General features: G+C 67.1%; 15 protein-coding genes. 5 read left to right on the forward strand and 10 right to left on the reverse strand.

Annotated elements, in window-relative coordinates; genetic code table 11:
• Positions 1-220: 220 nt before the first annotated feature.
• Positions 221-682, reverse strand: coding sequence for a tRNA (uridine(34)/cytosine(34)/5-carboxymethylaminomethyluridine(34)-2'-O)-methyltransferase TrmL (gene trmL / locus P3W75_RS13135; RefSeq protein ID WP_276227788.1), 462 nt, complete (start codon positions 680-682; stop codon positions 221-223).
• On the opposite strand from trmL, the gene P3W75_RS13140 reads away from it, so the two are divergent.
• The gene (locus P3W75_RS13140) at positions 681-1130 is read left to right on the forward strand and encodes a hypothetical protein (RefSeq protein ID WP_276227789.1); all 450 of its coding nucleotides are present in this window, start codon (positions 681-683) and stop codon (positions 1128-1130) included. The two genes, trmL and P3W75_RS13140, sit on opposite strands and share 2 nt — an antisense overlap.
• 617 nt (positions 1131-1747) lie before the next feature.
• On the opposite strand, the gene secB is transcribed toward P3W75_RS13140, so the two are convergent.
• The 3 genes from secB to P3W75_RS13155 are packed head-to-tail and all read right to left on the reverse strand — an operon-like array spanning position 1748 to position 2950.
• Positions 1748-2233, reverse strand: a complete 486-nt coding sequence (gene secB / locus P3W75_RS13145; protein ID WP_276227790.1) for a protein-export chaperone SecB — start codon at positions 2231-2233, stop codon at positions 1748-1750.
• A 38-nt stretch (positions 2234-2271) separates the two neighbouring features.
• Positions 2272-2526, reverse strand: a complete 255-nt coding sequence (gene grxC / locus P3W75_RS13150) for a glutaredoxin 3 (RefSeq protein WP_276227791.1) — start codon at positions 2524-2526, stop codon at positions 2272-2274.
• Between the two features lies 1 nt (position 2527).
• Positions 2528-2950, reverse strand: a complete 423-nt coding sequence (locus tag P3W75_RS13155; protein ID WP_276227792.1) for a rhodanese-like domain-containing protein — start codon at positions 2948-2950, stop codon at positions 2528-2530.
• 145 nt (positions 2951-3095) lie between these two features.
• Here P3W75_RS13155 and gpmI point away from each other — a divergent pair, with 145 nt between their 5' ends.
• From gpmI to P3W75_RS13175, 4 genes are all read left to right on the forward strand, one after another.
• Positions 3096-4631, forward strand: coding sequence for a 2,3-bisphosphoglycerate-independent phosphoglycerate mutase (gene gpmI / locus P3W75_RS13160; RefSeq protein WP_276227793.1), 1536 nt, complete (start codon positions 3096-3098; stop codon positions 4629-4631).
• A gap of 114 nt (positions 4632-4745) precedes the next feature.
• Entirely contained in the window at positions 4746-6029 is a 1284-nt protein-coding gene (locus tag P3W75_RS13165; protein ID WP_276227794.1) for a murein hydrolase activator EnvC family protein, read from the forward strand.
• 27 nt (positions 6030-6056) lie between these two features.
• Positions 6057-7361 carry a S41 family peptidase gene (locus P3W75_RS13170; protein ID WP_276227795.1) on the forward strand — a complete coding sequence of 435 codons (1305 nt, stop codon included), beginning with the start codon at positions 6057-6059 and terminating at the stop codon, positions 7359-7361.
• A gap of 3 nt (positions 7362-7364) precedes the next feature.
• Positions 7365-8123, forward strand: coding sequence for a divergent polysaccharide deacetylase family protein (locus P3W75_RS13175; RefSeq protein ID WP_276227796.1), 759 nt, complete (start codon positions 7365-7367; stop codon positions 8121-8123).
• A 149-nt stretch (positions 8124-8272) separates the two neighbouring features.
• Here the strand turns inward: P3W75_RS13175 and P3W75_RS13180 are convergent, their stop codons facing one another.
• The 6 genes from P3W75_RS13180 to hisB form a co-directional block, all read right to left on the reverse strand.
• Positions 8273-9019 carry a substrate-binding periplasmic protein gene (locus P3W75_RS13180; protein WP_276227797.1) on the reverse strand — a complete coding sequence of 249 codons (747 nt, stop codon included), beginning with the start codon at positions 9017-9019 and terminating at the stop codon, positions 8273-8275.
• 191 nt (positions 9020-9210) lie between these two features.
• Complete coding sequence (hisF, locus tag P3W75_RS13185) at positions 9211-9981, reverse strand: imidazole glycerol phosphate synthase subunit HisF (protein WP_276227798.1); 771 nt, start codon at positions 9979-9981, stop codon at positions 9211-9213.
• Between the two features lie 110 nt (positions 9982-10091).
• The gene (gene hisA / locus P3W75_RS13190; protein WP_276227799.1) at positions 10092-10829 is read right to left on the reverse strand and encodes a 1-(5-phosphoribosyl)-5-[(5-phosphoribosylamino)methylideneamino]imidazole-4-carboxamide isomerase; all 738 of its coding nucleotides are present in this window, start codon (positions 10827-10829) and stop codon (positions 10092-10094) included.
• Between the two features lie 43 nt (positions 10830-10872).
• Positions 10873-11133, reverse strand: a complete 261-nt coding sequence (locus tag P3W75_RS13195) for a DUF2164 domain-containing protein (protein ID WP_276227800.1) — start codon at positions 11131-11133, stop codon at positions 10873-10875.
• Positions 11134-11136: 3 nt separating this feature from the next.
• Positions 11137-11775 carry an imidazole glycerol phosphate synthase subunit HisH gene (gene hisH, locus P3W75_RS13200; protein ID WP_276227801.1) on the reverse strand — a complete coding sequence of 213 codons (639 nt, stop codon included), beginning with the start codon at positions 11773-11775 and terminating at the stop codon, positions 11137-11139.
• Positions 11775-12368: an imidazoleglycerol-phosphate dehydratase HisB gene (hisB, locus tag P3W75_RS13205; RefSeq protein WP_043256084.1), complete on the reverse strand. Its 594-nt coding sequence runs from the start codon at positions 12366-12368 to the stop codon at positions 11775-11777. The genes hisH and hisB overlap by 1 nt, the downstream gene beginning before the upstream one ends.
• Positions 12369-12434: the final 66 nt, after the last annotated feature.

A 12434-nucleotide genomic window follows, 5' to 3' on the forward strand; every position in this document is an offset into this window, starting at 1 on the left:
CGCGATGCGTTACCCACACAAGCTGTGGATAACCCTGTGCACAGGCTGGGCAACGATCGCCCCGCAGCCCAGGCCCTGCGGCCCTTGCAGCCCCGGTGGATTTCTGTGCAGGATTTCCCGCGTTGCCCACAATCGCTGTGTGCCCGCCTGTGGACAACCTTGGGATGGATGGCTATGACGCAGGCCCCACGGGCCCTGCGCCGGATCGATCAATCGCTGCTCAGTCCATGGCGAAGCCGAGCTGGCGCCAGGCTTCGTAGACGGTCACCGCGACCGTGTTGGACAGGTTCAGGCTGCGGCTGTCCGGGCGCATCGGCAGGCGCAGGCGCTGCTCCGGCGGCAGCGCGTTGCGCACCTCCTCGGGCAGGCCACGGCTTTCCGGGCCGAACAGGAAGGCGTCGCCGCGCTGGTAGGCGACCTCGTGGAAGGCGTGGGAGCCCTTGGTGGTGAAAGCGAACAGGCGCGGCTGGCCGAGCTTCTCCAGGCACTCCTCGAGGCTGGCGTAGCGCTGCACCGGGGCGTACTCGTGGTAGTCCAGGCCGGCACGGCGCAGGCGCTTGTCGTCCAGCTCGAAACCCAGCGGCTCGATCAGGTGCAGGCTGCAGCCGGAATTGGCGCAGAGCCTGATAATGTTGCCGGTATTCGGTGGAATTTCCGGTTGGAAGAGGATGACGTGGAACATGCAGCGCTCCGGGCCTGAGGACGGCCGGCATTCTACTCCCGTGGCGGCGGATGTGCGGCCCCGGCCATGGCTCAAGGTGTTTTCGGCCCTGGCCATCATCGGGCTGTCGATCGGCCTGATGCTCGGCCGCCTGACCGGCCCCACGCCGGGCGACCCGCGCCTGCTCGCGGCGCAGGTGGAGAACGGCGTGCTGCTGCTGCGCTTCGACCAGCAGGCGCGCGTACAGGCCGGCCAGCTGGAAGGCGCCCTGGCCCTGCGCGTGCGCGCCACCGGCGATGCCGCCGAGGGCCAGGCGCGGTTGGGCGACCAGCCGCTGCGCTGGCGCGTGGAAAGCAAGGGCGAGGAACTGTGGATAACCCTGCTCTCCACGCGCCCGCTGAAGGGCGCGTGGGACAGCGAGGAGAAGGACGGGGACTGGGTCCTGCGGGTGCATCCACAGGTGCGCTGAACGCGCAGGAAGAAAGAAGGGGATTCCCCGGCCTGCCTGAACCGAGGGCCCCGAAAGGGGCGGAGGTCGCGCGGCGACCTCCGGGTGTAAAAAGGGGGTTTCCCCGGCCTGCCTGTACCAGGACCCCCGAACCGTTCGCGTCACCCACCGCATTCGGGCTGCGGTGGTACTGCGTTGTAAAAGAGGGGCTTACCCGGCCTGCCTGTACCAGGACCCCCAAAACCGTTCGCGTCATCCACCGCCTTGGGTGCGGTGGCGCGCCTTGTGTAAAAGTGGGGTTTCCCCAGCCTGCCTGTACCGAGGCCCCCGAAATCGTTGGTACCTGGGCTATTGCAGGGGCTGTGCCAATTTCCGCGAATGGCTGCGAGACAGACGCAAAAAAGCCGAAAGCCCCGGCCAAGCGGGGCTTTCAGAGCATTCGAAGGTTTTTCCCGCCAGATGTCGGAATGGCCGAATAGCCATGGCTGGCTGGCCGAGAAGGCGCCCTGCTAGTGCACGCGCACCAAAGTTGAACGCGCCCTAGGAGCGGGCCATGCCCGCGATCGCGCGCATGGCGCGCGCCTGCAACGGGCAAAAGAAAAGGCGCCCTGGGGCGCCTTTGCTCGCTGCGACGGACCTTACTGGACCGAAGGGATCTCGCCGGCAGCCTGCAGGCGGGCGATTTCCTGGGCGTACAGGGCGTCGAAGTTCACCGGCGAAAGCATCAGCGCCGGGAACGAGCCGCGTACCACCAGGCTGTCCAGGGTTTCGCGGGCGTAGGGGAAGAGGATGTTCGGGCAGAACGCGCCCAGGGTGTGGCTCATGCTGGAAGCGTCCAGACCCTTGATCAGGAAGATACCGGCCTGCTGCACTTCGACGATGAAGGCGGTTTCTTCGTTGTTCTTCACGGTCACGGAAACGGTCAGCACCACTTCGTAGAAGTCGCCGTCGAGCTGCTTCTGACGGGTGTTCAGGTCCATGCTGATAGCCGGTTGCCATTCCTGACGGAAGATTTCCGGAGCCTTCGGCGCTTCGAAGGACAGGTCGCGCACGTAGATGCGCTGCAGGGAGAACTGCGGGGCGTTTTCTTGTTCGTTGGCGCCGTTGCTAGCTTGCTCAGTCATTTCAGGACCTTCTTATGGCTCGTTTTGCAGAGAGGGGATCACGCCTTCAGCAGCGCATCCAGCTTGCCCGCGCGTTCCAGCGCGTAGAGATCGTCACAGCCACCGACGTGAGTGCTGCCGATCCAGATTTGCGGTACCGAGGTACGGCCGGCCTTGCGAGTCATCTCGGCGCGCAGGTCGGGCTTGCCGTCCACGCCGACTTCCTCGTAGGCCACGCCCTTCTTGTCCAGCAGCGCCTTGGCGCGAATACAGTAGGGGCACCAGGCCGTTGTGTATATCAGAACCGCCTGCATGTCACTTCACCAGGGGCAGGTTGTCGCCGCGCCAGCTGCCGATGCCGCCGCCCAGCTTGGCCACGTTGTAGCCGGCCTTCTTCAGCACGCCACACCAGGTGCCGGCGTGCTGGCCCATGGCGTCGACCACGATGATGGTCTTGGCCTTGTGCTTGTCCAGCTCGCTCATGCGGCTGTTCAGCTTGTCCGCCGGGATGTTCAGCGCGCCGGAGATGTGGCCGCCGGCGAACTCCTTGCTCGGGCGGATATCCAGCACCACGCCTTGCTCGGCGTTGACCAGCGCGGTCAGCTCGCGGGTCGACAGGGCGCGGCCGGCCTTGTTCAGCTCGTGCAGGGCGAGCAGCACCAGAAGCACCACCAGGGCGCCGACCAGCAGGTAATGATGGGTGGAGAATTCGATCAGACGGGGAAGGAACGAGGACATGGCGCAGGGCATCCACAGGTAAAAATGCCGGCCAGTATACACGCGGCCCCCTGACGGCTGAACCCTGCGAATCATGGCGCCCGTCGTCCCCAGACGGTAAAATGCCGGTCCTTTTCTGACCCCCGTTTTGGAAAGAGCCGCACCTATGACTGCATCGCCCAAACCCCTGGTCCTGATCATCCTGGACGGCTTCGGCCATAGCGACAGCCCCGAGTACAACGCCATCTACGCGGCGAAGAAGCCCAACCTGGACCGCCTGCTGGCCAGCCAGCCGCACGGCCTGATCTCCGGTTCGGGCATGGACGTGGGCCTGCCGGACGGGCAGATGGGCAACTCCGAGGTCGGCCACATGAACCTCGGCGCCGGGCGCGTCGTCTACCAGGACTTCACCCGCGTGACCAAAGCCATTCGCGACGGCGAGTTCTTCGCCAACCCGGTGCTGACCGGCGCGGTGGACAAGGCCGTGGGCGGCGGCAAGGCCGTGCACATCCTCGGCCTGCTGTCCGACGGCGGCGTGCACAGCCACCAGGACCACCTGGTCGCCATGGCCGAGCTGGCCGCCCAGCGCGGCGCCGAGAAGATCTACCTGCACGCCTTCCTCGACGGCCGCGACACCCCGCCGAAGAGCGCCGAGCCTTCGCTGAAGCTGCTCGACGACGCCTTCGCGCGCATCGGCAAGGGCCGCACCGCCAGCATCATCGGCCGCTACTTCGCGATGGACCGCGACAATCGCTGGGACCGCGTCGAAGCCGCCTATAACCTGATCACCGAAGGCACCGCCGAATTCGTCGCCGACAACGCCGTGGCCGCCCTGAGCGCCGCCTACGAGCGCGGCGAGAGCGACGAGTTCGTCAAGGCCACCCGCATCGGCGCCCAGGTGCGCGTGGAAGACGGCGACGCCGTGGTGTTCATGAACTTCCGCGCCGACCGCGCCCGCGAACTGTCGCGCGCCTTCGTCGAGCCGGGCTTCAAGGAATTCCCGCGCCAGCGCGAACTGCACCTGGCCGAATACGTGATGCTCACCCAGTACGCGGCGAGCATCCCGGCGCCCAGCGCGTTCAAGCCCGAGTCGCTGGACAACGTCCTCGGCGAATACCTGGCGAAGAACGGCAAGACCCAGCTGCGCATCGCCGAGACCGAGAAGTACGCCCACGTCACCTTCTTCTTCTCCGGCGGCCGCGAAGAGCCGTTCGAGGGCGAAGAGCGCATCCTCATCCCCTCGCCGAAGGTCGCCACCTATGACCTGCAGCCGGAAATGAGCGCGCCGGAAGTCACCGACCGCATCGTCGACGCCATCGAGCACCAGCGCTTCGACGTCATCGTGGTCAACTACGCCAACGGCGACATGGTCGGCCACACCGGCGTGTTCGAGGCCGCGGTGAAGGCCGTGGAATGCCTGGACACCTGCGTCGGGCGCATCGCCGCGGCGCTGGACAAGGTCGGCGGCGAAGCCCTGATCACCGCCGACCACGGCAACGTCGAGCAGATGGAAGACGAAAGCACCGGCCAGGCGCACACCGCGCACACCTGCGAGCCGGTACCGTTCATCTATGTCGGCAAGCGCAAGCTGAGCATCCGCGAAGGCGGCGTGCTGGCCGACGTGGCGCCGACCATGCTGACCCTGATGGGCCTGCCGGTGCCGGCCGAGATGAGCGGCCGCTCCATCGTCACCCTCGAGTGACCCCGCCGAACGGCGGGCGGCGTGATGCTTTTCACTCGCCGCTCGCCGTTTGCAGCTTGTAACAGCTTTTTTATGCATACTAGGCCGACCCCGCCCTCAGGTGCCCGCTACTCCATGCATCGCGCCCTCTCCTCCCTGCTGCTGATCTGCCTGCTTGGCCCGTTGGCGGCCATCGCCGACGATCGCGCCGACACCCAGAAGCAGATCGAGCAGACGCAGAAAGACATCGCCGAGCTGAAGAAGACCCTCAGCGGCATCCAGGAAGAGAAATCCGGGGTGCAGAAGCAGCTCAAGTCCACCGAGACCCAGATGGGCGACCTGGAGAAACAGGTCAAGGGGCTGCAGGAGGAACTCGACAAGAGCGAAAAGGAGCTGCAGCGCCTGGACCAGGAGAAAAAAAAACTCCAGGGCGCGCGCCTTGAACAGCAACGACTGATCGGCATCCAGGCGCGAGCCGCGTACCAGAGCGGCCGCCAGGAATACCTCAAGCTGCTGCTGAACCAGGAACATCCCGAGAAGTTCAGCCGCACCCTCACCTACTACGACTACATCAACCGCGCGCGTCTGGAGCAGCTCAACGCCTTCAACGAGACGCTGCGCCAGCTGGAAAACGTCGAAAGCGACATCAATAGCCAGAAGAGCCAGCAGTTGGCCCAGCAGCAGGACCTGGAGGCGCGCCGCCAGGAACTGGCCGACGTGCGCAAGCAGCGCCAGGACGCCCTGGCCAAGCTCAACAGCGACTACAGCAGCGGCGACCGCAAGCTCAAGGATCGCGAGCAGTCCCAGGCCGAGCTGAACAAGGTACTCAAGACCATCGAGGAAACCCTCGCCCGCCAGGCCCGCGAGGCCGAGGAAGCACGCCAGCGCGCCCTGGCCGCCGAGCGCGAACGTGCCCGCCGCGAGCGCGAGATGGCCAGCAGCGGCGGCGACAAGCCCAAGCCGCGCGCCGACTACAGCGGCCCGCTGGTGTCCAGCGGCGCCGGCTTCGGCGGCGCCTTCGACGCCACCCGCGGCAAGCTGCCGTGGCCGGTCAACGGGCGCATCCTCGCGCGCTTCGGCAGCCCGCGCGGCGACGACCCCCGCGCCACCTGGGACGGCGTGCTGATCGGCGCCAGCGCCGGCGCCACGGTTCGTGCCGTGCACGGCGGCCGCGTGGTGTTCGCCGACTGGCTGCGCGGCGCCGGGCTACTGGTTATCCTCGACCACGGTGGTGGATACCTGAGCCTTTATGGTCATAATCAGAGTCTTCTGAAGGGCGCCGGGGACACGGTCAAGGCCGGAGACCCGATCGCTACCGTCGGCACCAGCGGCGGGCAGGACACTCCGGCGGTGTATTTCGCCATCCGTCATCAGGGCCGCCCGACGGACCCCACTACCTGGTGTCGCACGCAAGGATAAGCAGCGGACACGCCTTAGGAGCCAAACATGTCGCATCGCTTCCGTCTCATCACCCTGGCCCTGCTGCTCGGCGTCGGAGCGGCCCAGGCCGCCGATGCGCCGTCCGCCGCGCCGGCCACGGCCAGCGGCAAGGAGGCGCCGCTGCCGCTGGATGAGCTGCGCACCTTCGCCGAGGTCCTCGACCGGGTGAAGGCCGCCTACGTGGAGCCGGTGGACGACAAGACCCTGCTGGAAAACGCCATCAAGGGCATGCTCAGCAACCTCGACCCGCACTCGGCCTACCTCGACCCCGAGGAGTTCGCCGAACTGCAGGAAAGCACCAGCGGCGAGTTCGGCGGCCTGGGCGTGGAAGTGGGCACCGAGGACGGCTTCATCAAGGTGGTCTCGCCGATCGACGACACCCCGGCGGCCGCGGCCGGCATCCAGCCCGGCGACCTGATCGTGCAGATCGACGGCAAGCCGACCAAGGGCCAGTCGATGAACGAGGCGGTGGACAGCATGCGCGGCAAGCCCGGCTCGCCGATCACCCTGACCATCGTGCGCAACGGCGGCCGGCCGTTCGACGTCGCCCTCAAGCGCGCCATCATCAAGGTCAAGAGCGTCAAGACCCAGCTGCTGGAGCCGAACTACGGCTACCTGCGCATCACCCAGTTCCAGGTCAATACCGGCGACGAAGTGGTCAAGGGCCTGGCGCAGCTGAAGAAGGACAACAAGGGCAAGCTCAAGGGCCTGGTCCTGGACCTGCGCAACAACCCCGGTGGCGTGCTGCAATCCGCCGTGGAAGTGGCCGACGCCTTCCTCACCAAGGGCCTGATCGTCTACACCAAGGGCCGCATTCCCAACTCCGAGCTGCGCTTCAGCGCCGACCCGGCCGACCCCAGCGAGGGCGTGCAGCTGGTGGTGCTGATCAACGGCGGCACCGCTTCGGCGGCGGAAATCGTCTCCGGCGCCCTGCAGGACCAGAAACGCGCGATCCTGATGGGCACCGACAGCTTCGGCAAGGGCTCGGTACAGACCGTCCTGCCGCTGAACAACGACCGCGCGCTGAAACTGACCACCGCGTTGTACTACACCCCCAACGGCCGCTCCATCCAGGCCCAGGGCATCGTGCCGGACATCGAGGTGGAACGCGCCAAGGTGACCCGCGAGCAGGGCGACTTCGAAGGCTTCAAGGAAGCCGACCTGCAAGGCCACCTGGCCAACGGCAACGGCGGCAAGGACCGCCCGACCCAGCCAGGCAAGGCGCCGCAGGCCGCCCCGCAGGAAAGCGACTACCAGTTGGGCCAGGCCCTCAGCCTGCTGAAGGGGCTCAACGTCAGCCGCGGCAACTGAGCCATGCGCCGGGCCGGGCTGCTGTTCGGCCTGTGCCTGGCCGCCCTGTTCGGCCAGGCGCAGGCACAGCCCCTGCTGAGCGTGGTGATCGACGACCTTGGGCAGAACCTGGCGCGCGACCGCCAGGTGTTCGAGCTACCGGCAGCGGTCGCCCTGGCGATCATGCCGGACACCCCGCACGCCGCCGAACTGGCCCGCGAAGCCCACCAGCGCGGGCGCACCCTGATCCTGCACCTGCCGATGGACCCGGCCGGCGGCCCCTACGCCTGGCGCCCCGACCTGCCCCCGGCGGAGCTGTCGCGGCGGCTCGACGCCGCCCTGGCGGCGGTGCCCTATGTGCAGGGGGTGAACAACCACGAAGGCAGCCGCATGACCGCCGACCGCGCCGGCATGGACCAGCTCATGGGCACCCTGCAGGAGCGCCACCTGTTCTTCCTCGACAGCCGCACCAGCGCCGCCACCGTGGCCGCCGCCGAAGCGCAGAAGCTCGGCCTGGCCAGCCTGTCACGCGACGTATTCCTCGACGACCAGCCGGATGAAGCGAGCATCGCCCGCCAGTTGCAGACCGGCGTGGCCCTGGCGCGCCAGCAGGGCTCGGCGCTGCTGATCGGCCACCCGCGCCCGGCGACCCTGAAGGTGCTGCTACGCGAACTGCCGAAGCTCAAGGCCGCCGGCGTCGAACTGGTCGAGCCCAGCTTGCTGATCGCCGAACGCGGCAACCGCGCCATGGCGGCGCACGGCAAGAACGGCGTCTACCGCTGAGGCCGGCGGCGGATAACCGCGAACGGTTATTCGCCCTACGCCCGAACCTCGCGCTCGACGAGCGGAGAGGCACCCCTCGTAGGAGCGCGCCATGCGCGCGATCGCGGGCGTCGCCCGCGCATACGATCAGGCACCAGGCGCAACCCGGGTTACAGGTAGCTCTTGATGGTGTCGTCGACGAAGCCTTCGGCGCGCATCTTGTCCAGCGCGGCCTGCAGCTTCTGCACCACCTCGTCGGGGGTTTCCTTGTTCAGCGCCAGGTACAGTTGGTCGCTGTTGAAGCGCAGCACCGTCTTCAGCCCGCTCACACCCACCTGCTTGGCGAGGTAGCGCCCGGCCGGGTCGCCGCTGGCCCAGAGGTCGATCTCGCCCTTCTGCAGCTTGCCGGCGTTCTCCTGGTCGCGCAGCACCAGCGCCGGCTCGAAGCCGTGCTCGGCGAGGTACTCGGCCATGGCGTCGCCCTTGTAGGCGCCCACCCGGTACTGCTTCGCCTCGTCGAGGCTCTTCAGGGCGATCTTGCTGTCGCCGCGCGCCAGCAGCACCCAGTCGTCCGGGCCGATCGGGCCGACCCACTTGAAGGCGTCCTCGCGCTCGGGCAAGCGCGCGGTGACGAACACGCCATAGTCGGGCTTCTCCAGCGCCAGCTTGTAGATGCGCTCCCAGGGAAAGCGCAGGGTCATGCTGTACTTGATGCCGGCGCGCTTGTACATCTCGCGGACGATGTCCACGGCGATGCCGTCGATGTTGTCTTCCTGGGCGAAGTTCTTGCCGTTGATCGCCATGTTGTAGGGCGGGAAGTTCTCGGTCAGCAGCACCATGCTGTAGTCCGGGGAGATTTCCGCCTGGGCGGCGCCGGCCAGCAGCAGGGAGCTGGCCAGCAGAAGACGTTTCAACATCGAGAAGCGTTCCTGTTCGAAGTAAGGCCGCAGAGCTTACCGCAACTCCGCCCGCCTGCCGCGCAGCTTCCTGCAAAGCCGACCACGGACCGCAAAATTGGGCGCCGACCGCTCTGCCTCGGGCACTCCGACGCACCATGAAAAAGGCCCGGACCGTCGTCGACGGGCCGGGCCTGTTCGGCGCCGAGGCTTCAGCGCACCACGATACCGCGGCTGGCCAGGTAGGCCTTGGCCTCCGGCACGCTGTATTCGCCGAAGTGGAAGATACTCGCCGCCAGCACCGCGTCGGCCTTGCCTTCGAGGATGCCGGCCGCCAGGTGCTCGAGGTTGCCGACGCCACCCGAGGCGATCACCGGGACGTTCACCGCCTCGCTGATGGCGCGGGTCACGCCCAGGTCGTAGCCGCTCTTCACGCCATCCTGGTCCATGCTGGTCAGGAGAATCTCGCCGGCGCCCAGGCCTTCCATCTTCTTCGCCCACTCCACCGCGTCCAGCCCGGTGGGCTTGCGCCCGCCGTGGGTGAAGATTTCCCAGCGCGGCGCCTCGCCCGGCGCGGAAACCTTCTTGGCATCGATGGCGACCACGATGCACTGCGAGCCGAAGCGCGCGGCGGCTTCGCCGACGAACTCCGGGGTGAACACCGCGGCGGTGTTGATCGACACCTTGTCGGCCCCGGCGTTGAGCAGGTTGCGGATGTCCTGCACGGTGCGCACGCCACCGCCGACGGTCAGCGGGATGAACACCTGGCTGGCCATGCGCTCTACGGTGTGCAGCGTGGTGTCGCGGCCATCGACGCTGGCGGTGATGTCGAGGAAGGTGATCTCGTCGGCGCCCTGCTCGTCGTAGCGGCGGGCGATCTCCACCGGGTCGCCGGCGTCGCGGATGTTCTCGAACTTGACGCCCTTGACCACGCGGCCGTTGTCCACGTCGAGGCAGGGGATGATGCGTTTAGCCAATGCCATAACAATGCACTCGTAGGATGGGTTGAGCGCAGCGATAGCCATCGTCGCGCCAACGGAGAACTCCATCGGTGGGTTACGCCGCGGCGCGGCTAACCCACCCTACGTTCGATTCAGCCCTTGAGGCCGTCGCACAGCGCCTGGGCCTCGGCGACGTCGAGGGTGCCCTCGTAGATCGCGCGGCCGGTGATGGCGCCGACGATGCCCGGGGTGCGGGCGTCGAGCAGCTTCTGGATGTCACCCAGGTTGTGGATGCCGCCGGAAGCGATCACCGGGATGCGCGAGGCGTTGGCCAGGGCGGCGGTCGCCTCGACGTTGCAGCCCTGCATCATGCCGTCCTTCGCGATGTCGGTGTAGACGATGGCGGCGACGCCGTCGGCCTCGAAGCGCTTGGCCAGGTCGACCGCCTGCACTTCGCTGACTTCTGCCCAGCCGTCGGTGGCGACGAAGCCGTCCTTCGCGTCCAGGCCGACGATCACCTTGCCGGGGAAGGCGCGGCAGGCTTCGCCGACGAATTCCGGCTGCTTGACCGCCTTGGTGCCGATGATCACGTAGCTGACGCCGGCGCGCACGTAGTGCTCGATGGTTTCCAGCGAGCGGATGCCGCCGCCGATCTGGATCGGCAGGTTCGGGTAGCGCTTGGCGATGGCGGTGACCACTTCGCCGTTGACCGGCTTGCCTTCGAAGGCGCCGTTGAGGTCGACCAGATGCAGGCGGCGGCAGCCACCCTCGACCCACTTGGCGGCCATGGCCACCGGGTCGTCGGAGAACACCGTGGCGTCCTCCATCAGGCCCTGGCGCAGGCGCACGCAGGCGCCGTCTTTGAGGTCGATTGCGGGGATGATCAGCATCGGTTGAACCTGCTCGAAGTCGAATTCGTTAATAGGGTCGGGGTCAGCTCTTCTCGAGCGCCCACAAGTCGCTCTCGATGCTTTCGAACCTGTCTTTCAGGTGCGCCTGCACATCGAGGATCGCCTTGTTGTAGAACAGCGGGCCGAACTCGCGCATGAAGAAATCCAGCGCCTCTTCGGCCTCGAAGGAGCCCACGTCCAGCTCGAAGCGCTCCTCGAGGAAGCGCTGGATGGCCCGCGCCGCGCTCTGGCGCTGGGCGCCGTCGAGCTCGAGGATCGCCGGCTTGTCCTTCTGGCGCGCCATGGCTTACCAGCGGCCGTCCCAGGCGGCGAAGTTCTGCAGCAGCTGCAGGCCGTGGGTGTGGCTCTTCTCCGGGTGGAACTGCACGGCGAAGCGCGAACCCTCGGCCAGCGCGGCGGCGAAGTCGCGGCCATAGTGACCGCGACCGGCGACCTGGCGTGGGTTACCCGCCTCGATGTAGTAGCTGTGCACGAAGTAGAAGCGCGCCTGGTCGGGAATCTCGTGCCACAGCGGGTGGTCGAGGCTCTGCTGCACCTGGTTCCAGCCCATGTGCGGCACCTTCAGGTGCTCGCCGTCCTCGTACAGGTCCTTGCCGAAGAAGCGCACCTGGCCGGGGAACAGGCCGATGCAGTCGACCCCGCCGTTCTCCTCGCTACGCTCCAGCAGCGCCTGCATGCCGACGCAGATGCCGAGGAACGGGCGGTCCTGGCTCACTTCACGCACCAGCGTGTCGAAGCCCAGGCGCTTGATCTCGGCCATGCAGTCGCGGATCGCGCCGACACCGGGGAACACCACGCGGTCGGCCTCGCGGATCACCGCTGCGTCGCTGGTCACCAGCACGCGACCGGCGCCCACGCGCTCCAGCGCCTTGGACACCGAGTGCAGGTTGCCCATGCCGTAGTCGATGACGGCGACCGTCTGCATTACAGGCACCCCTTGGTCGACGGCATCTGCCCGGCCATGCGCTCGTCCAGCTCGATGGCCATGCGCAGGGCGCGGCCGAAGGCCTTGAACACCGTCTCGATCTGGTGGTGGGTGTTGTGCCCGCGCAGGTTGTCGATGTGCAGGGTCACCTGGGCGTGGTTGACGAAGCCCTGGAAGAACTCCATGAACAGGTCGACGTCGAAGCCGCCGACGCTGGCGCGGGTGAAGGGCACATGCATCTGCAGGCCGGGGCGGCCGGAGAAGTCGATGACCACGCGCGACAGCGCCTCGTCCAGCGGCACGTAGGCGTGGCCGTAGCGGCGGATACCCTTCTTGTCGCCGATGGCCTTGGCGAAGGCCTGGCCGAGGGTGATGCCGATGTCTTCGACGGTGTGGTGGTCGTCGATGTGCAGGTCGCCCTTGCACTCGATGTCCAGGTCGATCAGGCCATGGCGGGCGATCTGGTCCATCATGTGCTCGAGGAAGGGCACCCCGGTATCGAAACGGGCCTTGCCCGTGCCATCCAGGTCGATGGACACCTTGATCTGGGTTTCCAGGGTGTCGCGCGCGACTGTCGCCTTGCGTTCGGCCATCACCAGCTCCACAGCTAACACTGCACTTGAATTATAAGAGGGGCCGCATTATAGGCGCGGCGGGCC

Source organism: Pseudomonas citronellolis, from assembly GCF_029335315.1.
Lineage (GTDB): Bacteria > Pseudomonadota > Gammaproteobacteria > Pseudomonadales > Pseudomonadaceae > Pseudomonas > Pseudomonas citronellolis_A.

Coding starts and splice junctions, on each gene's coding strand:
- P3W75_RS13140 (WP_276227789.1), top strand. CDS start 681: ATGCAGCGCTCCGGGCCTGAGGACGGCCGGCATTCTACTCCCGTGGCG.
- trmL (WP_276227788.1), bottom strand. CDS start 682: ATGTTCCACGTCATCCTCTTCCAACCGGAAATTCCACCGAATACCGGC.
- secB (WP_276227790.1), bottom strand. CDS start 2,233: ATGACTGAGCAAGCTAGCAACGGCGCCAACGAACAAGAAAACGCCCCG.
- grxC (WP_276227791.1), bottom strand. CDS start 2,526: ATGCAGGCGGTTCTGATATACACAACGGCCTGGTGCCCCTACTGTATT.
- P3W75_RS13155 (WP_276227792.1), bottom strand. CDS start 2,950: ATGTCCTCGTTCCTTCCCCGTCTGATCGAATTCTCCACCCATCATTAC.
- gpmI (WP_276227793.1), top strand. CDS start 3,096: ATGACTGCATCGCCCAAACCCCTGGTCCTGATCATCCTGGACGGCTTC.
- P3W75_RS13165 (WP_276227794.1), top strand. CDS start 4,746: ATGCATCGCGCCCTCTCCTCCCTGCTGCTGATCTGCCTGCTTGGCCCG.
- P3W75_RS13170 (WP_276227795.1), top strand. CDS start 6,057: ATGTCGCATCGCTTCCGTCTCATCACCCTGGCCCTGCTGCTCGGCGTC.
- P3W75_RS13175 (WP_276227796.1), top strand. CDS start 7,365: ATGCGCCGGGCCGGGCTGCTGTTCGGCCTGTGCCTGGCCGCCCTGTTC.
- P3W75_RS13180 (WP_276227797.1), bottom strand. CDS start 9,019: ATGTTGAAACGTCTTCTGCTGGCCAGCTCCCTGCTGCTGGCCGGCGCC.
- hisF (WP_276227798.1), bottom strand. CDS start 9,981: ATGGCATTGGCTAAACGCATCATCCCCTGCCTCGACGTGGACAACGGC.
- hisA (WP_276227799.1), bottom strand. CDS start 10,829: ATGCTGATCATCCCCGCAATCGACCTCAAAGACGGCGCCTGCGTGCGC.
- P3W75_RS13195 (WP_276227800.1), bottom strand. CDS start 11,133: ATGGCGCGCCAGAAGGACAAGCCGGCGATCCTCGAGCTCGACGGCGCC.
- hisH (WP_276227801.1), bottom strand. CDS start 11,775: ATGCAGACGGTCGCCGTCATCGACTACGGCATGGGCAACCTGCACTCG.
- hisB (WP_043256084.1), bottom strand. CDS start 12,368: ATGGCCGAACGCAAGGCGACAGTCGCGCGCGACACCCTGGAAACCCAG.